25 protein-coding genes are annotated in these 21,524 nt (G+C 63.8%); 16 read left to right on the forward strand and 9 right to left on the reverse strand.

Annotated features, from left to right (window positions below; genetic code table 11):
- The 12 genes from K675_RS0121985 to K675_RS0122040 form a co-directional block, all read left to right on the forward strand.
- On the forward strand, window positions 1-535 hold a 535-nt coding region (locus tag K675_RS0121985; RefSeq protein WP_017905623.1), incomplete at its 5' end, for a cbb3-type cytochrome c oxidase subunit I.
- Window positions 535-1,143 carry a cytochrome-c oxidase, cbb3-type subunit II gene (gene ccoO / locus K675_RS0121990; RefSeq protein WP_017905624.1) on the forward strand — a complete coding sequence of 203 codons (609 nt, stop codon included), beginning with the start codon at window positions 535-537 and terminating at the stop codon, window positions 1,141-1,143. The genes K675_RS0121985 and ccoO, both read left to right, overlap by 1 nt.
- 6 nt (window positions 1,144-1,149) lie before the next feature.
- On the forward strand, window positions 1,150-1,335 hold the full coding sequence (locus tag K675_RS0121995) for a CcoQ/FixQ family Cbb3-type cytochrome c oxidase assembly chaperone (protein WP_026145428.1): 186 nt from the start codon (window positions 1,150-1,152) through the stop codon (window positions 1,333-1,335).
- A complete protein-coding gene (gene ccoP, locus K675_RS0122000) occupies window positions 1,332-2,306 on the forward strand; it encodes a cytochrome-c oxidase, cbb3-type subunit III (protein WP_017905626.1) in 975 nt (324 codons plus the stop codon). The genes K675_RS0121995 and ccoP overlap by 4 nt, the downstream gene beginning before the upstream one ends.
- 516 nt (window positions 2,307-2,822) lie before the next feature.
- Entirely contained in the window at window positions 2,823-4,238 is a 1,416-nt protein-coding gene (ccoG, locus tag K675_RS0122005) for a cytochrome c oxidase accessory protein CcoG (protein WP_017905627.1), read from the forward strand.
- Window positions 4,239-4,249: 11 nt separating this feature from the next.
- Window positions 4,250-4,789 (forward strand): FixH family protein, encoded by a 540-nt coding sequence (locus K675_RS0122010; protein ID WP_017905628.1) that lies wholly within the window; start codon window positions 4,250-4,252, stop codon window positions 4,787-4,789.
- Between the two features lie 495 nt (window positions 4,790-5,284).
- Window positions 5,285-7,735, forward strand: a complete 2,451-nt coding sequence (locus tag K675_RS31260; protein WP_017905629.1) for a heavy metal translocating P-type ATPase — start codon at window positions 5,285-5,287, stop codon at window positions 7,733-7,735.
- 22 nt (window positions 7,736-7,757) lie between these two features.
- A complete protein-coding gene (gene ccoS, locus K675_RS0122020) occupies window positions 7,758-7,976 on the forward strand; it encodes a cbb3-type cytochrome oxidase assembly protein CcoS (protein ID WP_017905630.1) in 219 nt (72 codons plus the stop codon).
- The gene (locus K675_RS0122025; RefSeq protein ID WP_017905631.1) at window positions 7,969-8,652 is read left to right on the forward strand and encodes a sulfite exporter TauE/SafE family protein; all 684 of its coding nucleotides are present in this window, start codon (window positions 7,969-7,971) and stop codon (window positions 8,650-8,652) included. Before ccoS ends, K675_RS0122025 begins: the two co-directional genes overlap by 8 nt.
- Window positions 8,653-8,958: 306 nt before the next feature.
- Window positions 8,959-10,341 (forward strand): oxygen-independent coproporphyrinogen III oxidase, encoded by a 1,383-nt coding sequence (gene hemN, locus K675_RS0122030; protein ID WP_017905632.1) that lies wholly within the window; start codon window positions 8,959-8,961, stop codon window positions 10,339-10,341.
- Window positions 10,342-10,448: 107 nt separating this feature from the next.
- Window positions 10,449-11,183, forward strand: coding sequence for a fumarate/nitrate reduction transcriptional regulator Fnr (gene fnr / locus K675_RS0122035; RefSeq protein WP_017905633.1), 735 nt, complete (start codon window positions 10,449-10,451; stop codon window positions 11,181-11,183).
- 90 nt (window positions 11,184-11,273) lie between these two features.
- Window positions 11,274-11,822, forward strand: coding sequence for an adenine phosphoribosyltransferase (locus tag K675_RS0122040; RefSeq protein ID WP_017905634.1), 549 nt, complete (start codon window positions 11,274-11,276; stop codon window positions 11,820-11,822).
- A gap of 12 nt (window positions 11,823-11,834) precedes the next feature.
- On the opposite strand, the gene K675_RS0122045 is transcribed toward K675_RS0122040, so the two are convergent.
- The 3 genes from K675_RS0122045 to moaB form a co-directional block, all read right to left on the reverse strand.
- Window positions 11,835-12,983 (reverse strand): acyl-CoA dehydrogenase family protein, encoded by a 1,149-nt coding sequence (locus tag K675_RS0122045; RefSeq protein WP_017905635.1) that lies wholly within the window; start codon window positions 12,981-12,983, stop codon window positions 11,835-11,837.
- Between the two features lie 213 nt (window positions 12,984-13,196).
- Window positions 13,197-14,384, reverse strand: coding sequence for a gephyrin-like molybdotransferase Glp (glp, locus tag K675_RS0122050; RefSeq protein WP_198291671.1), 1,188 nt, complete (start codon window positions 14,382-14,384; stop codon window positions 13,197-13,199).
- Window positions 14,385-14,406: 22 nt separating this feature from the next.
- The gene (gene moaB, locus K675_RS0122055) at window positions 14,407-14,946 is read right to left on the reverse strand and encodes a molybdenum cofactor biosynthesis protein B (protein ID WP_017905637.1); all 540 of its coding nucleotides are present in this window, start codon (window positions 14,944-14,946) and stop codon (window positions 14,407-14,409) included.
- Between the two features lie 108 nt (window positions 14,947-15,054).
- Between moaB and mobA the strand changes: the two genes are divergently transcribed.
- The 3 genes from mobA to K675_RS31265 all read left to right on the forward strand — a co-directional run bounded on the left by mobA (window position 15,055) and on the right by K675_RS31265 (window position 16,563).
- Window positions 15,055-15,654: a molybdenum cofactor guanylyltransferase MobA gene (mobA, locus tag K675_RS0122060; RefSeq protein ID WP_017905638.1), complete on the forward strand. Its 600-nt coding sequence runs from the start codon at window positions 15,055-15,057 to the stop codon at window positions 15,652-15,654.
- 64 nt (window positions 15,655-15,718) lie between these two features.
- Entirely contained in the window at window positions 15,719-15,940 is a 222-nt protein-coding gene (locus K675_RS0122065) for a YgdI/YgdR family lipoprotein (RefSeq protein WP_017905639.1), read from the forward strand.
- A 149-nt stretch (window positions 15,941-16,089) separates the two neighbouring features.
- A complete protein-coding gene (locus K675_RS31265; protein WP_051070761.1) occupies window positions 16,090-16,563 on the forward strand; it encodes a type II 3-dehydroquinate dehydratase in 474 nt (157 codons plus the stop codon).
- Here the strand turns inward: K675_RS31265 and K675_RS0122075 are convergent.
- From K675_RS0122075 to K675_RS0122100, 6 genes are all read right to left on the reverse strand, one after another.
- Window positions 16,547-17,437, reverse strand: a complete 891-nt coding sequence (locus tag K675_RS0122075; protein ID WP_017905641.1) for a pseudouridine synthase — start codon at window positions 17,435-17,437, stop codon at window positions 16,547-16,549. The genes K675_RS31265 and K675_RS0122075 overlap by 17 nt on opposite strands.
- 80 nt (window positions 17,438-17,517) lie before the next feature.
- Window positions 17,518-17,853: a hypothetical protein gene (locus K675_RS0122080; protein ID WP_017905642.1), complete on the reverse strand. Its 336-nt coding sequence runs from the start codon at window positions 17,851-17,853 to the stop codon at window positions 17,518-17,520.
- A 147-nt stretch (window positions 17,854-18,000) separates the two neighbouring features.
- Window positions 18,001-18,201, reverse strand: coding sequence for a hypothetical protein (locus K675_RS0122085; protein WP_026145429.1), 201 nt, complete (start codon window positions 18,199-18,201; stop codon window positions 18,001-18,003).
- 134 nt (window positions 18,202-18,335) lie between these two features.
- Window positions 18,336-18,572, reverse strand: a complete 237-nt coding sequence (locus tag K675_RS0122090) for a glutaredoxin family protein (protein WP_017905644.1) — start codon at window positions 18,570-18,572, stop codon at window positions 18,336-18,338.
- A 67-nt stretch (window positions 18,573-18,639) separates the two neighbouring features.
- Complete coding sequence (locus tag K675_RS0122095) at window positions 18,640-19,611, reverse strand: acyltransferase family protein (protein ID WP_017905645.1); 972 nt, start codon at window positions 19,609-19,611, stop codon at window positions 18,640-18,642.
- 6 nt (window positions 19,612-19,617) lie between these two features.
- On the reverse strand, window positions 19,618-20,724 hold the full coding sequence (locus K675_RS0122100) for an acyltransferase family protein (RefSeq protein WP_017905646.1): 1,107 nt from the start codon (window positions 20,722-20,724) through the stop codon (window positions 19,618-19,620).
- 193 nt (window positions 20,725-20,917) lie between these two features.
- Between K675_RS0122100 and K675_RS0122105 the strand changes: the two genes are divergently transcribed.
- Window positions 20,918-21,524 (forward strand): cation:proton antiporter (locus K675_RS0122105; RefSeq protein ID WP_017905647.1); only part of this gene is annotated, 607 nt, incomplete at its 3' end.

A 21,524-nucleotide genomic window follows, 5' to 3' on the forward strand; every position in this document is an offset into this window, starting at 1 on the left:
GACCGACCCGATCCTGCGCTTCCTCGTGGTGTCCCTGGCGTTCTACGGCATGTCGACCTTCGAAGGCCCGATGATGGCGATCAAGACCGTCAACTCGCTCTCGCACTACACCGACTGGACCATCGGCCACGTCCACGCCGGCGCCCTCGGCTGGGTGGCGATGATCTCCATCGGCGCGGTCTACCACATGATTCCGAAACTGTTCGGCCGCGAGCAGATGCACAGCGTCGGCCTGATCAACGCGCACTTCTGGCTGGCCACCATCGGTACCGTGCTCTATATCGCCTCGATGTGGGTCAACGGCATCACCCAGGGCCTGATGTGGCGGGCGATCAACGATGACGGCACCCTGACCTACTCCTTCGTCGAAGCGCTGCAGGCCAGCCACCCCGGCTTCATCGTCCGCGCCCTGGGCGGGGCGTTCTTCGCCAGCGGCATGCTGCTGATGGCGTACAACACCTTCCGTACCGTTCGCGCCTCGAACCCGGCTGAAGCTGAAGCCGCCGCTCGAATCGCTGTCGTTGGAGCTCACTGATGAAGCACGAAGTAGTCGAGAAGAATATCGGCCTGCTGGCCTTCTTCATGGTCATCGCCGTGAGCATCGGCGGCCTGACCCAGATTGTCCCGCTGTTCTTCCAGGACGTCACCAACAAACCGGTCGAAGGCATGAAGCCACGCACCGCCCTGGAACTGGAAGGCCGCGACATCTACATCGCCAACGGTTGTGTCGGCTGCCACTCGCAGATGATCCGGCCGTTCCGCGCCGAGACCGAACGCTACGGCCACTATTCGGTGGCCGGTGAAAGCGTCTGGGACCACCCGTTCCTGTGGGGTTCCAAGCGTACCGGCCCGGACCTGGCACGGGTCGGCGGTCGTTACTCCGATGACTGGCACCGCGCGCACCTGTACAACCCGCGCAACGTGGTGCCCGAGTCGAAAATGCCGGCGTACCCGTTCCTCGTGGAAAACAAGCTCGACGGCAAGGACACCGCGAAGAAGATGGAAGTCCTGCGCTCGCTCGGCGTGCCCTATACCGACGAAGACATCGCCGGTGCCCGGGATGCCGTGAAGGGCAAGACCGAAATGGACGCGCTGGTGGCCTACCTGCAAGGCCTTGGCACCATCATCAAAAGCAAACGGTGATTCTTCATGGATATCGGGATGATTCGTGGCCTTGGCACCCTCGTGGTGATGGTGGCCTTTGTCGGCCTGGCCTTGTGGGTCTTCAGCCCCAAGCGCAAGGCGGAGTTTGAAGACGCGACCTTGCTGCCTTTCGCGGACGATCCCGAAGCCATCAAGCACGTCGAGCAAGCTTCTAGGAGTAACAAAGAATGACTACGTTCTGGAGTCTGTACGTCACAGTCCTCAGTCTGGGTACCATCTTCGCCTTGACCTGGCTGCTGCTGTCGACCCGCAAGGGCCAGCGCGCCGAGCAGACCGACGAGACCGTCGGCCACTCCTTCGATGGCATCGAGGAGTACGACAACCCATTGCCGAAATGGTGGTTCATGCTGTTCGTCGGCACCCTCGTCTTCGCCCTCGGCTACCTGGTGCTGTACCCCGGCCTGGGCAACTGGAAAGGCCTGCTGCCAGGTTACACCTACCTGGACAACGAAAAGCAGACCCCCTTCGCCAACGGCCAGTCCGGCTGGACCGGCGTGCACGAATGGGAAAAGGAAATGGCCAGGTCGGATGCCAAGTTCGGGCCGATCTTCGCCAAATACGCCGCCATGCCCATCGAGGAAGTGGCGAAGGATCCACAGGCACTGAAGATGGGCGGCCGGCTGTTCGCGTCCAACTGTTCGGTGTGCCACGGTTCCGACGCCAAGGGTGCCTACGGCTTCCCCAACCTCACCGATGAAGACTGGCGTTGGGGCGGTGACCCGCAGACCATCAAGCAGACCATCATGGGCGGTCGCCATGCCGTGATGCCGGCCTGGGCCGAAGTGATCGGCGAACAGGGCGTGGCCGATGTCGCCGCATTCGTGCTGACCAACCTCGACGGTCGCAAACTGCCGGAAGGCGCCAAGGCCGACCCGGCCAATGGCCAGAAGCTGTTCGCCGCCAATTGCGTGGCCTGCCATGGTCCGGAAGGCAAGGGCACCCCGGCCATGGGCGCGCCGAACCTGACACACCCGGCCGCGTTCATCTACGGTTCGAGCTTCGCGCAATTGCAACAGACCATCCGCTACGGTCGCCAGGGGCAGATGCCGGCCCAGGAACAGACCCAGGGCAACGACAAGGTCCACCTGCTGGCAGCCTATGTCTACAGCCTGTCCCACGGTAACGACAAGCCCGCCGAGTAACGCCGCCCCCGGCAGCCACACCCACGGCCCCGCCAGTGCAGACTGCCGGGGCCGTTTTCATGACGGCCGATAGCGATCGCGGCCCGCGATAAATAGATACCACGAGCGGCCTTGTCGTCCCGGTAACACTGCGCCGCACCGGGCAGACAACCATCCGGCAAACATCCAATCCCAACCTGTAAAGAAGGAGTATCAGCATGCGCGAAGGTCACGGTGGCTTGGACAGCCTCGGCGGCGGCAGATTGCTTTGATCCAGCCGGTCCGCGAAACGGGGCGGGCGCGCATCCCCAGTTGCGCGCCCGCCCACGATTCCGACCTATAGTCAATTGACCTGCGTCATGCTTTGTTACATTCGCTACACCATCCCGAGCTTTCACCCAACGCGACCAAAGGTCGCACCCGTTGAGCGGGGTCAGAGGCGTATCATTAAGCCACTGCACTAAGCTTCAACCAGCTATCCGATCACGGTCGGCATGTACTGACCGCGACATTTTCCCCCTGCCGTGGGATGCAATGATGAGCAATCAGATTCCGGTACACGACGTTACGCCACCTGCCAAGAAACCGAACGACACCGTCGATCTCTACGCCTCACGCGAAAAAATCTACACCCGAGCCTTCACCGGCCTGTTCCGCAATCTGCGGATGGCCGGCGGTGCCCTGCTGTTCCTGCTCTACTTCGGCACGGTCTGGCTGAACTGGGGCGACCACCAGGCCGTCTGGTGGAACCTGCCGGAACGCAAGTTCTTCATCTTCGGCGCGACCTTCTGGCCGCAGGACTTCATCCTGCTCTCGGGCATGCTGATCATCGCCGCCTTCGGCCTGTTCTTCATCACCGTCTACGCCGGGCGCGTCTGGTGCGGCTACACCTGCCCGCAGAGCGTCTGGACCTGGATCTTCATGTGGTGCGAGAAGGTCACCGAGGGTGACCGCAACCAGCGCATCAAGCTCGACAAGGCGCCCATGAGCGCCAACAAGTTCCTGCGCAAGTTCAGCAAGCACAGCCTGTGGCTGCTGATCGGCTTCGTCACCGGCATGACCTTCGTTGGCTATTTCTCGCCGATCCGCGAGCTGGTGATCGACTTCTTCACCGGCCAGGCCGATGGCTGGTCGTATTTCTGGGTCGGCTTCTTCACCCTCGCCACCTACGGCAACGCCGGCTGGCTGCGTGAGCAGGTGTGCATCTATATGTGCCCCTACGCCCGTTTCCAGAGCGTGATGTTCGACAAGGACACGCTGATCGTCTCCTACGACCCGCGCCGTGGAGAAAGCCGTGGCCCGCGCAAGAAAGGCTCGGACTACAAGGCCCAGGGCCTGGGTGACTGCATCGACTGCACGATGTGCGTGCAGGTCTGCCCCACCGGTATCGACATCCGCGACGGCCTGCAGATCGAATGCATCGGCTGCGCCGCCTGCATCGATGCCTGCGACAGTATCATGGACAAGATGGAATACCCGCGCGGGCTGATCAGCTATACCACCGAACACAACCTGTCCGGACAGAAGACCCACACCCTGCGCCCTCGCCTGATTGGCTATGCGGTAGTACTGCTGGCGATGATCAGCCTGCTGATCACTGCCTTCCTCATGCGCCCGCTGGTCGGTTTCGACGTCAGCAAGGACCGCGTACTCTATCGCGAGAACGCCGAGGGCCGGATCGAGAACGTCTACAGCCTGAAGATCATGAACAAGGACCAGCGCGACCACACCTACGTGCTCGATGCCGCCGGCCTGCCAGACCTGCGTCTGCAGGGGCGGCGCGAAATCCGCGTGCCGGCCGGGGAAATCTTCAGCATGCCGGTGGAATTGTCCAGCTCGCCTGAGCAACTGCCATCGAGCACCAACGAGGTGAAGTTCATCCTCAGGGACGCCGATGACGACAGCATCCATGTCGAAGCCAAGAGCCGGTTCATCGGCCCGCAAATCCGCTAAGGGAAGCCATCATGTCTGTCGCAACTGCCACCCAACCCTGGTACAAGCACCTCTGGCCGTGGATCATCATCGGCATCCTGGCCTGTTCGGTGGCTCTGACCCTGTCGATGGTGACCATCGCGGTGAATAACCCGGACAACCTGGTCAACGACAACTACTACGAGGCCGGCAAGGGCATCAACCGCTCACTGGACCGCGAACTGCTCGCCCAGTCGCTGAAGATGCGCGCCAGCGTGCACTTCGACGAAGTGACCGGTGAGGTCGACCTGCGCCTGAGCGGCGACAGTCAACCGGCCATGCTGGAGCTGAACCTGATCTCGCCGACCCAGCCGGAGAAGGATCGCAAGATCAGCCTCAACCGCAGCCAGACCGAACAGGGCCGCTACATCGGCCAGTTGAGCGACAAGGTCGAGGGCCGGCGCTTCGTCGAGCTGCTGGGCACCCAGGACGGCAAGACCTGGCGCATGTTCGAGGAAGAGCAGGTCAGCCAGGACCGCGACCTGCTGCTCGGTGATGAGCCGCTCAAGGGTGCCGAAGACCTCGACAACTGACAGCGACGCGGGCATGAACATGAACATGAACATGAACATGAATCCATGATGGTGGAGAACCTTGTAGCTGCGGCGAATTCTGTGCTTATTGCAGGTTTGTAATGGAGGGGAGCGCTGCACTTGTGGCGAGCGGGCTTGCCCGCGCTGGGCTGCGGAGCAGCCCCCAAACCGGTCAGTCCGGGTGCATCAGGTACAACGCGGTGGCAGGCCTCAGGGCCGCTACGCGCCCCAGCGCGGGCAAGCCCGCTCGCCACAAAATCTGACTCAGCCACAAAACCTCAACACTACAAAAACCGGCCCGGTTGCAAAATCCTGAATACTGCAAAAGCCGGCCCGGCCACAAAACCTGAACACTGCAAAAACCGGCCCGGCCACAAAACCTGAACACTACAAAAACCGGCTCAGTTGTAAAATCCTGAACGCTGCAAAGTCGGCTCAGCCACAAGAGCCTGAACACCACAAACGCCTCACTGGAATCGATCAATCCCCATCGACATGACCACCCCACTCCCCTGTTACCACTGCGCCCTGCCCGTTCCCTCGGGCAGCCACTTCACCGCCGCGGTGCTGGGCGAGACCCGCGAGTTCTGCTGCCCGGGCTGCCAGGCGGTGGCCGAGGCCATCGTCGCCGGCGGCCTGGAGCACTACTACAGCCATCGCAGCGAAACCTCCGCCAACCCCGACGCTCTGCCGGTGCAACTGCCGGATGAACTGGCGCTGTACGACCGTGCCGATGTGCAGCAGCCCTTCGTCCGCCATGACGGCGAACTGGCCGAGACCACGCTACTGATCGAAGGCATCAGTTGCGCGGCCTGTGGCTGGCTGATCGAAAAGCACCTGCGCAACCTGCCAGCCGTGGCCGAGGCGCGACTGAACCTGTCCAACCACCGCCTGCAGGTCAGTTGGGCCGACAGCCAACTACCGCTGAGCAGTCTGCTGGCCGAGCTGCGGCAGATCGGTTATGCCGCGCACCCCTACCAGCCCGACCGTGCCAGCGAACAGTTGGCCAGCGAGAACCGCAAGTCTCTGCGCCAGTTGGGCGTGGCCGGCCTGCTGTGGTTCCAGGCGATGATGGCGACCATGGCGACCTGGCCGGAATTCAACATCGACCTGAGCCCCGAGCTGCACGTCATCCTGCGCTGGGTCGCACTGTTCCTGACCACCCCGATCGTGTTCTACAGTTGCGCACCGTTCTTCCGGGGGGCCCTGCGCGACCTGCGCACCCGCCACCTGACCATGGACGTCTCGGTGTCGCTGGCGATCGGCAGCGCCTACTGCGCCGGGATCTGGACCTCGATCACCGGCGTCGGCGAGCTGTATTTCGATGCGGTGGGCATGTTCGCGCTGTTCCTGCTGGCTGGCCGCTACCTCGAACGTCGCGCCCGCGAGCGCACGGCAGCAGCCACCGCGCAACTGGTCAACCTGCTGCCAGCGTCCTGCCTGCGCCTGCAGGCGGATGGCCAGAGCGAGCGCATCCTGCTCGACGAACTGCGCCTGGGCGATCAGGTGCTGGTGCATCCCGGCGCGGTGCTGCCAGCTGACGGCCGGATCCTGCAAGGCCAGTCGAGCATCGACGAGTCGCTGCTGACCGGCGAGTACCTGCCACAACCGCGCGGCCCGGGCGATACGGTCACTGCCGGCACGCTGAACGTCGAAGGCGCGCTGACGGTCGAAATCCTCGCCCTCGGCCAGGACACCCGGCTGTCGGCCATCGTCCGCCTGCTGGAACGCGCCCAGAGCGAGAAACCGCGCCTGGCGGAAATCGCCGACCGCGCCTCGCAATGGTTCCTGCTGCTGTCGCTGATCGCCGCCGCCGCCATCGGCCTGCTCTGGTGGCAGGTCGACGCACAGCGGGCGTTCTGGATCGTCCTCGCCATGCTGGTGGCGACCTGTCCCTGCGCGTTGTCACTGGCGACGCCAACGGCACTCACCGCCGCCACCGGCACCCTGCACAAGCTGGGCCTGCTGCTGACCCGCGGCCATGTGCTCGAAGGGCTGAACCAGATCGACACGGTGATCTTCGACAAGACCGGCACCCTCACCGAAGGCCGCCTCGCATTGCGCGCCATCCTCCCGCTGGGGACACTGGACAGCGAACGCTGCCTGGCCCTGGCCGCCGCTCTGGAGAACCGTTCCGAACACCCGATCGCCAAGGCCTTCGGCCGTGCGCCGCAAGCTGCCGAGGACGTCCAGAGCACACCCGGCAGCGGCCTGGAAGGCCAGGTCGGCGAGCTGACCCTGCGGATCGGCCGCGCGGACTTTGTCTGCGCCCTCAGTGGCTGCGCCATTCCGTCTTCGCCGGATGCTGCCGGACAGTGGCTGCTGCTCGGCGACCGCAAGGGCGCGCTGGCCTGGTTCGTCCTCGACGACCGCCTGCGCAGCGATGCCCCGGACCTGCTAGAAGCCTGCCGGGCGCGTGGCTGGCGGACCCTGCTGCTGTCCGGCGACAGTTCGCCGATGGTCACCGACGTCGCCACGCAATTGGGGATCGACGAAGCCCGTGGCGGGCTGAGCCCGGATGACAAGTTGCAGGTGCTCAAACAGTTGCAGCGCCAGGGCCGCAAGGTGCTGATGCTCGGTGACGGTGTCAACGATGTGCCCGTACTGGCGGCTGCTGACATCAGTGTCGCCATGGGCTCGGCCACCGACCTGGCCAAGACCAGCGCCGACGCCGTGCTGCTGTCCAACCGCCTGGACGCCCTGGTGCAGGCTTTCAGCCTGGCCCGTCGGACCCGCCGGGTGATCATCGAGAACCTGGCCTGGGCGGCGTTGTACAATGGCCTCATGTTGCCGTTCGCCGCCCTGGGCTGGATCACCCCGGTATGGGCGGCCGTCGGCATGTCCATCAGTTCGTTGACCGTCGTCCTGAATGCCTTGCGCCTGACCCGCCAGCACGGCCCATCCATCGACCACGGCCTGACCGAGACCCGCCCGCAACCGGCCTGAGCCGGGCGGGCCTGGAGTAAAGATGCCAGCACTCTACGTGATGATCCCGGCGGCCCTGCTGATCGTCGCCATCGCCGTCTACATTTTCTTCTGGGCGGTGGACAGCGGCCAGTACGACGACCTTGACGGGCCGGCCCACAGCATCCTGTTCGACGATCAGGACCCGAACCACAAAGCCGCCATCGACGAAGCCGACGGCGTCGCCAGGGAGCACGACCCGCGGACTCCGCCCCATGCTTGAACTGGCGCCACTGCTGGTGTCGGCGGTGATCCTTGGCCTGCTCGGCGGCGGCCATTGCCTGGGCATGTGCGGCGGCCTGATGGGCGCCCTGACTCTGGCGATTCCCCGGGAACAGCGGGCCCGACGTCTGCGCCTGCTGCTGGCCTACAACCTGGGGCGGGTGCTCAGCTACGCGGCGGCCGGGCTGCTGACCGGGCTGGCCGGCTGGGCGGTGGCCAGCAGCCCCGCAGCGACCGCACTACGAATACTGGCCGGCCTGCTGTTGATCAGCATGGGCCTGTACCTGGCCGGCTGGTGGAGCGGCCTGACCCGTATCGAAAGTCTCGGCCGCGGCCTGTGGCGGCATATCCAGCCGGTCGCCAACCGCCTGCTGCCGGTGTCGAGCCTGCCCCGTGCGCTGCTGCTGGGCGCACTATGGGGCTGGCTACCGTGTGGCCTGGTCTACAGCACGCTGCTGTGGGCGGCGAGCCGCGGCGATGCGCTCGACAGCGCACTGCTGATGCTCGCCTTCGGCCTGGGCACCTGGCCGGTGCTGTTGGCGACCGGGCTGGCGGCGGAACGGGTCACGGCCCTGCTGCGCAAACGCAGTGTCCGCCTGAGCGGCGGCCTGCTGGTGATGCTGTTCGGGTTGTGGACCCTGCCTGGCCCGCACCAGCATTGGCTGATGGGGCACTGAGCCCGATTTCGGCCAAACAGGCTGGGATACTTGTGTGGCGAGCGGGCTTGCCCGCGCTGGGTCGCGCAGCCCCCCTGAAACCCGCTACCGCTCTGTACCTGACACAACGCCCTGGCGGGTCCTGGGGCTGCTTTGCAGCCCAACGCGGGCAAGCCCGCTCGCCACAGGAGCCCGCGCCAAAACCTGCCGCGGGCCTGTTGCCCTCACCCCTGAAACAGCCCGGGCCGCCGTTGATACAAATCAACATGGCCCTTGCGCGATCCCCCTAGACTCGAGGCATTGCAGCCAATCCGGGGGAATGCCCGCATGCTCGACGCCATTCGTTGGGACTCTGATCTTATTCATCGCTACGACCTGGCGGGACCGCGCTACACCTCCTACCCCACCGCCGTACAATTCAACAGCCAGGTCGGCACCTTCGACCTGTTGCACGCCCTGCGCGACAGCCGCAAGGCTTCGCGACCGCTGTCGCTGTACGTGCACGTGCCGTTCTGCGCCAACATCTGCTACTACTGCGCCTGCAACAAGGTCATCACCAAGGACCGCGGCCGCGCCCAGCCCTACCTGCAGCGCCTGGAACAGGAAATCCAGCTGGTGGCCTGCCACCTCGACCCGAATCAGACAGTCGAGCAATTGCACTTTGGCGGCGGCACGCCGACCTTTCTCAGCCACGACGAGCTGCGCCAGCTGATGGCACGGCTGCGCCAGCACTTCAACCTGCTGGACGATGATTCCGGCGACTATGGCATCGAGATCGACCCGCGGGAAGCCGACTGGTCGACCATGGGCCTGCTGCGCGAGCTGGGCTTCAACCGGATCAGCATCGGCCTGCAGGACCTGGACCCGAACGTGCAGCGAGCGGTCAATCGCCTGCAAAGCCTGGATGAAACCCGCGCGGTCATCGAGGCGGCGCGGACCCTGCAGTTCCGCTCGATCAACATCGACCTGATCTACGGCCTGCCCAAGCAGACCCCGGAGCACTTCGCCCGCACCGTGGACGAAGTGATCAACCTGCAGCCAGACCGCCTCTCGGTCTTCAACTATGCCCATCTGCCGGAACGCTTCCTGCCCCAGCGGCGGATCAACAGCCATGAGCTGCCGGCGCCAGCCGATAAACTGGAAATGCTCCATCGCACCATCGAACAACTGACCGCCGCCGGCTATCGCTATATCGGCATGGACCACTTCGCCCTGCCGGACGACGAACTGGCGATCGCCCAGGAAGAATCGACCCTGCAACGCAACTTCCAGGGCTACACCACCCATGGTCATTGCGACCTGATCGGCCTGGGCGTGTCGGCCATCAGCCAGATCGGCGACCTGTACTGCCAGAACAGCAGCGACCTGAACCAGTACCAGAACACCCTGGCCAGCGCGCAACTGGCAACCAGCCGCGGCCTGCTGTGCAACGCCGACGACCGGCTGCGTCGGGAGGTGATCCAGCAGATCATCTGCAATTTCAGCCTGGAGTTCGCCCGGATCGAACAGCAGTTCACCATCGACTTCCGCGGCTACTTCGCCGCACTCTGGCCACGCCTGATGGGCATGGCCGACGATGGCCTGATCGAGCTGGACAACGAGCGGCTCACCGTCCTGCCCGCCGGTCGCCTGCTGGTGCGCTCGGTATGCATGGTGTTCGATGCCTACCTGGAACAGCAGAACCGCCAGCGCTTCTCCCGGGTGATCTGAAAATCGCACTTTCGTAGGGGTGCGCCATTTTGGCGCAGGCTGGCCTGAACAAGCCCTGCTGGGGTACCCTTACGCCTTATGTGTGATTTCCCACAAGGATCCAAGAAATGTCCGAGCCCGTGAAGCTGCGCGCCCACAGTCAGGCCAACTGCAAGGATTGCAGCCTGGCCCCTCTCTGCCTACCACTTTCATTGAATCTGGAGGACATGGATGCGCTGGACGAAATCGTCAAACGCGGACGCCCACTAAAGAAGGGGGAATTCCTCTTTCGCCAGGGCGATACCTTCGGTTCCGTCTATGCCGTGCGCTCCGGCGCGCTGAAGACCTTCAGCCTGAGCGACGGCGGCGAGGAACAGATCACCGGCTTCCACTTGCCCAGCGAACTGGTCGGGCTGTCGGGGATGGATACCGAGACCTATCCGGTATCGGCCCAGGCCCTGGAGACCACTTCGGTCTGCGAGATTCCCTTCGAGCGCCTCGACGAACTGGCCCTGCAACTGCCGCAGTTGCGCCGCCAACTCATGCGAGTGATGAGCCGGGAGATCCGCGACGATCAGCAGATGATGCTGTTGCTGTCGAAAAAGACCGCCGACGAGCGGATCGCCACCTTCCTGGTCAACCTTTCGGCACGTTTCCGCGCCCGCGGGTTCTCCGCCAACCAGTTCCGCCTGAGCATGTCGCGCAACGAGATCGGCAACTACCTGGGCCTGGCGGTAGAAACCGTCTCACGGGTGTTCACCCGCTTCCAGGCCAGCGAACTGATCGCCGCCGAGGGCAAGGAAGTGCATATCCTCGACCCGATCCAGCTCTGCGCCCTCGCCGGCGGCTCGCTGGAAAGCTGACCCGATGACCTGTGTGACCAATTCGCACAGGTCACCGCATTCCGGCGCGGGTATACTGGACGCCTACCGCTCTCCAGGAAACCCGCGACAATGGCTTTCGACACCTTCGACATCAAATCCCTGATCCGCCCGGTTATCGACTTTCCAAAACCGGGCGTGATCTTCCGCGACATCACCCCCCTGTTCCAATCGCCACGGGCGGTTCGGCTGGTGGTCGACAGTTTCATCCACCGCTATGTCGAATCCGACTTCAGCCACATCGGCGCGATGGATGCACGCGGCTTCCTGATCGGTTCGATCATCGCCCACCAGTTGAACAAGCCACTGATCCTGTTTCGCAAGCAGGGCAAGCTGCCAGCGGACGTCTTGTCCGAGGGCTACCAGACCGAGTACGGCGAAGCGTTCCTCGAAGTGCATGCCGACAGCCTGTGCGAAGGCGACTCGGTGCTGCTCTTCGATGATCTGATCGCCACCGGCGGCACCCTGATCGCCGCCGCCAACCTGATCCGGCGCATGGGTGCACAGGTCTTCGAGGCCGCCGCGATCATCGACCTGCCGGAACTGGGCGGTTCCCAGCGGCTGAACGACATGAACGTGCCGACCTACTGCCTGACCCAATTCTCGTTGTCGGAAAAGTAACGGCCTATCGGCTCAGAGCCCCATCTGCTTGCCGATGATCTCGTTCATCACCTCGCGGGTGCCGCCACCGATGGAAAGGATGCGGTTGTCGCGGTACAGCCGCTCCACCAGGCTCTCGCGCATGTAGCCGAGGCCACCGAGGATCTGCACCGCATCGTGGGTGATCCGTTCGGCGGTATCGGTGGCGAAGTTCTTCGCCATCGATACCTCCTTGACCACGCTCTGCCCCGCCGCCATCTTCGCCGCCTGGCGATAGGTGAACTCCCGCGAAACTTCCAGCGCCGTCGCCATCTCGGCCAGGCGATGCCGAATCACCTGGAACTTGCCGATGGGCTTGCCGAAGGCCTCACGCGCCCGCGCCCACTTCAGGCTTTCTTCCAGCGCCAGTTGGGCGGTCATGTTGGCCATGATCGCCAGGGCCAGGCGTTCGTTCTGGAAGTTGCCCATGATACAGGCGAAGCCCATGTTCTCGGCGCCGATCAGATTGCCCAGCGGTACCAGGCAATCGTCGAAGAACAGCTCGGCGGTGTCCGACGCCCACCAGCCCATCTTCTTCAACTGCCGGCCGACGGTGAAACCGGGCGTGCCTTTCTCGATCAGCAACAGGCTGATGCCACCGAAGCCCGGCTCGCCGGTACGCACGGCCACAGTGTAGTAGTCGGCGCGCACGCCGCTGGTGATGAAGGTCTTGCTGCCACTGACGCGGTAGCCATCACCGTCGCGCACGGCACGGGTCTGCAGGTTGGCGACATCCGAGCCGCCGCCCGGCTCGGTCACCGCCAGGGCGCTGATCTTCTCGCCGGCCAGCACGGCCGGCACCACCCGTTCGCGAACCTCGGGGCGCGCCCATTTGACGATGGGCGGCAGGCCGATATCCAGCGAGCCGAGGCCCGCCACCAGGCCGCCGGAACCACAGCGCATCAGTTCCTCGCTGGCCGCGAGCTTGGCGAACAGATCGCCTTCATGGCTGCCGCCCAGCGCCTCGGGATAACCGATGCCAAGGATGCCGGCAGCACCGGCCTTGAGGTAGAGCTCGCGGGGGAAGCTTTCGGCTTCTTCCCATCGATCGATGTCCGGGAGGATTTCCCGTTCGACGAAACGTCTGACGCTGTCACGTATCAGTTGGTGGCTGGAGTCGAAGTATTCCTGAAAGGCAGACATCGGCAAGCTCCCTGGATAGACCCAGAGAACTTACCTAGCGCTTGCTTGGTTTTCAACCCCCTTGCAGGGTGGGGTCCTGGGAACGCTTTCGCTCCCGTGGGAGATACCATGGTTTTGCGCAAGCCTTGAGTACCTCTTCGCGGGCAAGCCACGCTCCTGCAAGGTACGCATCTTTGCAGGAGCGTGGCTTGCCCGCGAAGCTCTCGGCGGCACCTAGCCGAGCACTTCACTCAGGGGAATGAAGTTCAGCCAATCACCCTCGGCCAACGTCGTCCCTTCCAGCACCTCCACCAATCCCTCGGCCCACGCCGCGCTGCGCAGCACACCGGAGCTCTGGTTGCGGTAGATGACTGCCCGCCCGTTCTCCAGCCGGGCGCGCAGGTATTCGCGACGATTGCCCGGCTTGGGCCAGACGAAACCCGCCGGCACTGGGAAGCGCAACGGCTCGACCGCCTGCACGCCCTGGCGGCGCAACAGATAGGGCCGCGCCAGCAGCGCGAAGGTCACCAGGGTCGACGCCGGATTACCCGGCAGACCGATCACCGGGACACCGCGAAAATGCCCGAAGGTCAGCGGTTTTCCAGGCTTGATCGCCAGCTTCCACAGGTCCAGCTCACCCTCTTCGCGCAAGGCGATGCCGAGAAAGTCCGCTTCGCCGACCGACACGCCGCCGGTGGACAGGATCAGGTCGACATCCCCCAGCTCCGCCAGGCGCTGGCGGGTGGCCGGCAGGTCGTCCGGCAGGATGCCGGCATCGACCACGGCGCAGCCCAGGCGCTTGAGCCAGCTGCAGAGCAGCACCCGGTTGCTGTTGTAGATCTGCCCCGGCCCGAGGGGCTGGCCCGGCTCGACCAGTTCATCGCCGGTCGACAACACCGCCACCCGCACCGGACGGATCACAGTCAGTTCGGCGCAGCCCAGGGAAGCAGCCAGTCCCTGCTCCACTGGCCCCAGCCGGGTTCCCGCCGCCAGCACCCGTTCGCCAACCGTGGTTTCCTGGCCCTGGGGCCGGATGTTCTGCTGCGGTTTCAGCGGCTGGGTGAAACGCACCCGCTGATCGTCCTGCACCTCGGCGTTTTCCTGCATTTCCACACAGTCGGCACCGGCCGGCACCGGTGCTCCGGTGAAGATCCGCGCGCAGGTCCCCGGCAGCAGGGGCTGCGGGGCCTGGCCGGCGAAAATCCGCTGGCTGACCGGCAACGGCTCACCCTGCCAGTCGGCCAGGCGCAGTGCATAGCCGTCCATGGCACTGTTGGGCCAGGGCGGCAGGTCGAGGCTGGAAATCAGGTCCTCGGCCAGTACCCGGCCCTCGGCGGCCGCCAGGGGCAGGCGCTCGACCTCACGGATCGGGGCCCCCTCGGCCAGTTCGAGCAACCGGGCCAGGGCCACTTCGACCGGCATCAGGGCACCGCTCTTGCCCGGCTTACCCGCGGGATTCACAAGGTGCCGCCTGTTTCAGGTGTGGAACGAAGTTGCACGGGCGATGGCGCGAATCCAGTTGCTCGGCGAGTATGCCGTCCCAGCCGGTGCGTACCGCGTTGGTCGAGCCCGGCAGGCAGCAGACCAGCGTGCCGTTGGCCAGCCCGGCCAGGGCCCGCGACTGTACGGTGGAGGTGCCGATATCGGCCACGGAGATCTGCCGGAACAGCTCGCCGAAACCGTCGACCTGCTTGTCCAGCAGGCAGGTGACCGCTTCCGGAGTGCTGTCGCGGCCAGTGAAGCCGGTGCCGCCAGTGATCAGCACGACCTGGACCACGTCCTCGGCGATCCAGCGGGCAACCTGGGCACGAATGCGATACAGGTCGTCCTTGAGCAGCACACGCTCGGCCAGGCGGTGGCCGGCGGCGGTCAGGCGGTCGACGAAGACCTGCCCGGAGGTGTCGGTTTCGAAGGTGCGGGTATCGCTGACGGTCAGCACCGCGATGTTCAGCGGTACAAATGGTGTATCGGCCTTGGCTTTCATAGGCTCGGTCCAATGTTATGGGAGAGTGTTGAAGGAGAAACAGGCCGGTGTTATATCACAGCGTTGCTTGTTATAAGTGCGGTCATGACTGCCACCTGTGAGACCCGCATGCCGCTGACCGACTTCTCCATTCTGCTCCTGGCCGGCGGCCGTGGCCAACGCATGGGTGGCCAGGACAAGGGCCTGCTGCCCTTTCGGGGCCAACCCCTGATCGCCCACCTGTATGCCACGGTGCGGCCCCTGACCGACGACCTGATCATTTCCTGCAACCGCAACCAGGAACGCTATGCGGCCTATGCCGATCGCCTGGTCACCGACGACAGCAGCGACTTCCCCGGGCCCCTGGCCGGGATTCGCGCCGGCCTGGCGGTGGCGCGTCACCGGCATCTGCTGGTGCTGCCCTGCGATGTGCCGCAGGTCGATCGGTCATTGCTGCGGAACATGCTCGAAGTGGCCGACGAGCATCCGCAGCGGCCACTGATGGTGCGCCAGGGCGAATACTGGGAACCACTCTTCTGCGTGATCCCGGTGGCGCTGGCCGACGCCTTCGAACGTGCCTGGGCAGCGGGCGAGCGCAGCCCGCGGCAGGTCATGCTGCCGTTGCAGGCCCAGGCCCTGCAGTGCCCGGCAGGTGATGCCAGGCTGGCCAACCTCAACACTCCACGGTTGCTTCAGCATTGCGACAGCAGGCTGGATGGACAGCCGTAAGGAACTTGCCGAAAATAATGGCGTCCTAGCAGTAATCCATCCGTATTCTTTCTGGAGAAGCACCATGACCCAACGGACCCTCGCCGCACTCATGCTGACTGTTGGCCTGGCCACCCTCGCCGGTTGCTCGACGCCAACGGTGATCACCCTGAACGACGGGCGTGAGATCCAGGCGGTGGATACTCCCAAGTATGACGCCGACTCGGGCTTCTACGAGTTCAAGCAACTGGACGGCAAGAACACCCGTATCAACAAGGATCAGGTGCGTACCGTCAAAGAGCTGTAAGGCCTTTCCCGCCCACCCGCAAAGCCCGCCCCGTGCGGGCTTTGTCGTTTCCGACGAGCAGAAGGCCGGGGCCGGGCACGGGCCGCCGCCCAAGCCTATTCTGTAGATGTCCCCCTTATCGGGGCCTGCTCGCTTGCGGAAGACGAATCATGAAAGTGCTCATGCTCCACGGCATCAATCACGACCTGTTCGGCAAACGCGCACCGATCCGCCATGGCGGTATCACGCTCAGGCAGATCGACGCCCGCTTGCTGAAACTGGCCAGGGAGCTGGAAGTCGACATCACCAGCTACCAGACCAACCACGAAGGAGCGATGTGCGCACGGATCCGGCAGGCGGCCCGCGACCCTGTGGATGCGGTGCTGATCAACCCCGGGGCCTGGACCCACAGCAGCTACGACATTCGCGACGCCCTGGCGGACCTGAGGGTACCGGTGGTGGAACTGCACATGTCGAACATCCACGGGCGCGAAACCCTGCACCAGCCCTCGGTGCTGGCCGACGTGAGCATGGGGCAGATCTGCGGCTTCGGGGTCGACAGCTACCTGCTCGGCCTGCGCGCGGTGGTCAACGCGGCCCACGCGATGACGAGCCGGATGTTCAGAGCTACCAACGCAGGGTGATCTCGCTCTGGAACCGGCGCATCTGCCCCGTCACCGGATCGACGAAACGCAGGCCCTTGGCCAGCAGCTTGAGCGGGTTGGCATAGTCATCCTCGGCGTCCTTGAGCACCTGTGGATAAAACGGGTCATTGCAGATCGCCGCCCCCAGGGCGGCCATGTGCACACGCAACTGGTGCTTCTTGCCGGTCACCGGGGACAGGGCGTAACGCCACAGGTCGCCATTCTTCTCGGCGACCTCGATCAGCGTCTCGGTATTGCAGGGCCCCTCGCCCTCGCACATGCGGAAGAACGGCTCGCCATCGACCAACCGGCTCTTGTGCACCCGCGGGAAGTCCAGCCCGGGCAGGGCCGGAGCGATCGCCTCGTAGAACTTGTCGATCTGCCGGGTAGGGAACAGCGACTGATAGACCGAGCGCGTCGCGGGATTCGCCGAAAACAGCACCAGCCCGGCGGTGTGCCGATCGATGCGGTGCAACGGCACCAGGTGCGGGTTGTCCAGACGGCGGATCAACCGGCGCAGCAAGGTCTGCTCGACGTACTCGCCGGCCGGTGTCACCGGCAGGAAATGCGGTTTGTCCGCCACCACCAGGTGTTCGTCGACATGGAGAACCGTCTCCTTGACCGGAATCGGTGTCTCGTTCGGCACCTCGCGAAAGTAGTGGATCTTCAACCCTTCACGATAGGCCAGTTGTGCCGTGATCGGCGCACCCTGGGCATCGAGCACCCGCCCGCGAGCGATCCGGTCGAGCCACTGCTCGCGACCGATGGACGGAAAGTGCCCGCACAGGCAGTCCAGCACGGTAGGCCAACTACCCGGTGGCAGATACAGGGTACTGGCCTGGTTTTCGGCGGGATTGAAAGGTAAAGCGGACATGGCGGGGCTCGAACGGCGGGCTGGGACGACATTATCCGGCAAGACCCCGTCGCCCCGTCAATCGATCGTGCCGGCTGGCTTCAACCTGCCGCCACCTGGCTCTTGAGCAATGGCGAGCCACTGGCCGCCTCGGTGTAGTCCTTCAGCCAGCGCAGCACATCCACCGCCTCCCAGCGCCCCGGGTCATAGAGCGCATAGAGCAACCCCTGGTAGCCCACCACATCCAGCTGGCGGTGATAACCCGCGCGCTGGAACAGGGCCTCGATTTCCGCGAAACAGGTGTTGAAATGCAGCTTGTTGAACGGTGTCTTGCCTTCCGTCACCAACCCATCGAGCCGCAACTCCAGCACCGCCTCGCTCACCACGTCGGCGGACATGCGATTGACGCTGGATTTCAATTGTTCGACATTGACCATGCTTTACCCTCTTGATCTTCCTGGTCTCGCCCCTGGGTGCGCATGTCGTGGTGGACATCCTGTCACCAACACCGGGACAAAACTGTATGAATATACAGTAACTGAATTTTACGCAATTCGCCAACGGATTCCCTGCCGCACGAGCGGTCATGACTCCCTGGGGTGGACCTTGCCATAGACGTTGCCGCCGATGAACGAGCCCACCGTACCGAGGATCACCATGGCATAGGTTGCGCCATCAATCTTTCCATACCATGTCAGGGTCGCGGTGCTCATACCAACCACCAACATCGCGAGAAATTTGCGTCCTCCCAGTTGGTTGACCAGCAACACTTGTCTCCCTTTCATCTCACTTCCTCCCTGCACCACGCATGCGTGCTGCGTCAAAACGTCATGCTTGGACGTAAGCACAGCCGTTTTCCAGGTGCAAGCCAGGGTAATCTGATGAAACAGAAGGCCGGAAAAGGTTCTGGCAGGGACGCTCAGCGCACGAAGGCGACGACCTGCCCGGCATCGAAAGGCCAACCGAGTTCGGCACCGGTATCCACGCGGCGCAATACCGGAATCCGCAGGCCGTAGACCTCGAACAGGGACTCGTCGTCGGCGATGTCCACCAGTTCCACCAGCAGGCCGTGCTCCACCAGCGGCATCAGCACCGCTTCGGCAACTTCGCAGAGGTGGCAACCCAGGGTGCCGAAGAGTTGGCATTCAGGCAGCATGGCGAGGGGTCCTGGGCAGGGGAAAAGCTCATTCTAGGCCTGGCCCCCGCCTGCGTCGAGCCGGCGCTCAGAGCACGAAACGCAGCCGGCGACTGGCCAGGATCAGCAGCGGCGCGGCGGCAAGCGCCAGCAGCAGCACCACCGCCGTCATGACGTTCCCGTACGGGATACCCAGCGACAACGCGCCATAGAGAAACAGCGGATGCACGTAGTAGAGCGCCGAGGACAGCTTGGCGTTGCGGCTGCTGGTGGAGGCGCGGAAGAAGACGAACGGCAACAGGAAAAGCGCCAAAGTGATCAGCGGCAACGAGAGCAGGAAGTCGAAGTTCTGCCGGGCATCGGCCTGGTGCGAGTAGTTCAGCCAGGCTTCACCGAACACCAGCAACAGGCCGAGCACCAGGGCCGTGCATACCTGCCTCCGGGTCACTCGCTCCGGTACCTGGTGCCGGGCCAGCAGGAAGCCCAGCGCCATGAACGGAAAACCCATGAACAGGAAATTGCGTGCGGTGTAGTCGTTCTGGTTGAAGTGCTGGAGAAAGGCGTTGGGCAGCTCGAAATAGACCCGGGCATATTGCAGCGTCAGGCCGACCGTGAAGGCGAGCAGCGCCAGGATCACCAGTTGCCCGGTCGGACGCCCGCGCAGCAGGTACAGGATCAGGCCGCCGCCGAGCATGCCGAGCAGGTACCAGAGGTGGAAGTAGCCGATCACGAACTGCTTCACGATCCACACCACCGCGCCGACACTGCTCAGCGCATCGAGGCTGACGTAGGTCGGGCTGTAGACCAGCATCCAGAACAGATACAACAGCAGCCCGCGCTTGAACCAGAGCGCGAACGAATGCCCGGCATCGAGGGTTTTCCACAGGTAGTAGCCGTTGATCACGAAAAAGGTCGGTACCGCGACCCGGAACAGCCCGTTGCACAGCAGATAGCCCACCTGCGTGTAGTTGCCGCCCATGAAATGGCAATGCAGCACCACCACGAACACCGCCAGCACGACCTTCAGCGCATCCAGGTTACCGTTGAGGACTTTGGACATCGGCACTCACCTGTTTTCCGACAAGGAATCGGACGGCTTGCGCGACGAGGCGCGGCTAAACCGGCGGTTGCAGTAGCGGGTCGCCCGATCGAGCACCGGCTTTTCAAAAAACGAGTAGCCGACCCAGCCATAGCACAACACCGCCACCAGCATCAGCAGCAGGAACAGCAGATTGTCCAGCAGGCTGCCCGGCCAGTTGCCGATCAGCAGCCAGGCCCGCCCGACCACGCCCAGTACCAGCAGATGCGACAGATAGATGGTGTAGGACATGTCACCGGTGAACACCAGCGGTTGTGGAAAACGGATCAATTGACGTCGTTCGAGCAATACCAGCGAGAGGACCAGGGCACCGAATACCAGCCCCACCGAGAGCATCCGCAGCAGCCCTTCCTGCTGGAACAACTGGAAGTGATCGATCAGCGGAATACCCACCAGCAGGCTGGCCGCAAGCAACAGCCAGACGGCCGGCGTCGGTACCTTGGCACTGCGCGGCCCGTAGAAGAACAGCGCCAGGGCGCTGCCGACGATGAACTCCAGGGCATAGGGATGCAGGATGATCTTCAGCGCCGGACCATGGTCCTGCCAGGAACCGAGCAGATTGAACGCCACCAGCGCCAGTGCCCAGACCAGCAGCAGGATCGGCAACCAGCGCTCGCGAAAGGCCAGCAGTACGCTGAACACCAGGTAGAACCACAGTTCGAACACCAGCGACCAGGCCACCATCACCAGCAGCACACGCTCGTTGGGCAGCAAAAGGAACGACATCGGCAGGTTGGAGCCGCCATGGGAGCTGTTGACCAGCGTCGGCGAGACTAGATACACCGCCAGGGTGATGAAGAAATACAGCCAGTAGTTGGGATAGATCCGCGACACGCGGTTGAACAGGAAACGCAGGAACTGCGCCTTGTCCTGGAAACGACCACGGGTGACGATCACCATGACGAAGCCACTGATGACGAAGAACAGGTCGACGCCCAACTGGAAGAAATCCACCAGCGCCGGCAACAGGGTATCGCCGCCAGAGTACTTGAATTCCACCGCCGCCATGTGAAACAGCACGACCCCAACAACTGCCACACCCCTAAGGCCCTGCAGCGAATACAGCCGCTCCATGCTTCTCTCCGTTGTCACGACTCTGCTCGGCATTTCGAGATTGAGCATAGCGAACCGTGCCGGATATGAGACATTGCCATTCGCGGATGATTTCCATCACCCCCGGTTTCGATCATCTGCGGGAAACTGACGACTTTTTTCCGGTTGCTTTTTCCGGGCCATTTTTCTTTTCCGAACCGTTGCGGAGATGCTTGTGTTTGCCAATCTGTTGATCATTCTCGCCTCGTCACTGGTGGTGATTGCGCTGTTCCGGCGCCTGCAGTTGCCACCGGTGCTGGGTTACCTGTGCGTCGGGCTGCTGGTGGGACCGACCGCCTTCGACTGGGTCAACGACAATGAAGCGCTGCCGGATCTGGCCGAGCTGGGCGTGGTGTTCCTGCTGTTTTCCCTGGGCCTGGAGTTTTCCCTGTCGAAGATGCTCGCCCTGCGACGTGTGGTTTTCGGCCTGGGCAGCCTGCAGGTGGCCTGCACCGGCGCGGTGCTGGGCGCTCTGCTGGCGTTCTTCGACATGCCGTTGGCGGCGGCGCTGATGCTCGGGACGGGGCTGGCCCTGTCCTCGACCGCCATCGTCAGCAAGGAACTGACCAGCCTCGGCGAGATCTTCAGTAGCCACGGCCAGAACGCGATTGGCGTGCTGCTGTTCCAGGATGTCATCGCGGTTCTGCTGCTGACCCTGGTCCCGGTGTTCGCCGGCAGCAGCGATCAGGCCTGGTACTGGGCCCTGCCGTTCACTCTGGGCAAGACCCTGGTGCTGTTCGTCGGCCTGCTGCTGGCCAGCCGCTGGCTGCTGCCGCGGCTGG

Source organism: Pseudomonas fuscovaginae SE-1, from assembly GCF_000364705.1.
Taxonomy (GTDB): domain Bacteria; phylum Pseudomonadota; class Gammaproteobacteria; order Pseudomonadales; family Pseudomonadaceae; genus Aquipseudomonas; species Aquipseudomonas fuscovaginae_A.

Coding starts and splice junctions, on each gene's coding strand:
- ccoO (WP_017905624.1), top strand. CDS start 535: ATGAAGCACGAAGTAGTCGAGAAGAATATCGGCCTGCTGGCCTTCTTC.
- K675_RS0121995 (WP_026145428.1), top strand. CDS start 1,150: ATGGATATCGGGATGATTCGTGGCCTTGGCACCCTCGTGGTGATGGTG.
- ccoP (WP_017905626.1), top strand. CDS start 1,332: ATGACTACGTTCTGGAGTCTGTACGTCACAGTCCTCAGTCTGGGTACC.
- ccoG (WP_017905627.1), top strand. CDS start 2,823: ATGAGCAATCAGATTCCGGTACACGACGTTACGCCACCTGCCAAGAAA.
- K675_RS0122010 (WP_017905628.1), top strand. CDS start 4,250: ATGTCTGTCGCAACTGCCACCCAACCCTGGTACAAGCACCTCTGGCCG.
- K675_RS31260 (WP_017905629.1), top strand. CDS start 5,285: ATGACCACCCCACTCCCCTGTTACCACTGCGCCCTGCCCGTTCCCTCG.
- ccoS (WP_017905630.1), top strand. CDS start 7,758: ATGCCAGCACTCTACGTGATGATCCCGGCGGCCCTGCTGATCGTCGCC.
- K675_RS0122025 (WP_017905631.1), top strand. CDS start 7,969: ATGCTTGAACTGGCGCCACTGCTGGTGTCGGCGGTGATCCTTGGCCTG.
- hemN (WP_017905632.1), top strand. CDS start 8,959: ATGCTCGACGCCATTCGTTGGGACTCTGATCTTATTCATCGCTACGAC.
- fnr (WP_017905633.1), top strand. CDS start 10,449: ATGTCCGAGCCCGTGAAGCTGCGCGCCCACAGTCAGGCCAACTGCAAG.
- K675_RS0122040 (WP_017905634.1), top strand. CDS start 11,274: ATGGCTTTCGACACCTTCGACATCAAATCCCTGATCCGCCCGGTTATC.
- K675_RS0122045 (WP_017905635.1), bottom strand. CDS start 12,983: ATGTCTGCCTTTCAGGAATACTTCGACTCCAGCCACCAACTGATACGT.
- glp (WP_198291671.1), bottom strand. CDS start 14,384: ATGCCGGTCGAAGTGGCCCTGGCCCGGTTGCTCGAACTGGCCGAGGGG.
- moaB (WP_017905637.1), bottom strand. CDS start 14,946: ATGAAAGCCAAGGCCGATACACCATTTGTACCGCTGAACATCGCGGTG.
- mobA (WP_017905638.1), top strand. CDS start 15,055: ATGCCGCTGACCGACTTCTCCATTCTGCTCCTGGCCGGCGGCCGTGGC.
- K675_RS0122065 (WP_017905639.1), top strand. CDS start 15,719: ATGACCCAACGGACCCTCGCCGCACTCATGCTGACTGTTGGCCTGGCC.
- K675_RS31265 (WP_051070761.1), top strand. CDS start 16,090: ATGAAAGTGCTCATGCTCCACGGCATCAATCACGACCTGTTCGGCAAA.
- K675_RS0122075 (WP_017905641.1), bottom strand. CDS start 17,437: ATGTCCGCTTTACCTTTCAATCCCGCCGAAAACCAGGCCAGTACCCTG.
- K675_RS0122080 (WP_017905642.1), bottom strand. CDS start 17,853: ATGGTCAATGTCGAACAATTGAAATCCAGCGTCAATCGCATGTCCGCC.
- K675_RS0122085 (WP_026145429.1), bottom strand. CDS start 18,201: ATGAAAGGGAGACAAGTGTTGCTGGTCAACCAACTGGGAGGACGCAAA.
- K675_RS0122090 (WP_017905644.1), bottom strand. CDS start 18,572: ATGCTGCCTGAATGCCAACTCTTCGGCACCCTGGGTTGCCACCTCTGC.
- K675_RS0122095 (WP_017905645.1), bottom strand. CDS start 19,611: ATGTCCAAAGTCCTCAACGGTAACCTGGATGCGCTGAAGGTCGTGCTG.
- K675_RS0122100 (WP_017905646.1), bottom strand. CDS start 20,724: ATGGAGCGGCTGTATTCGCTGCAGGGCCTTAGGGGTGTGGCAGTTGTT.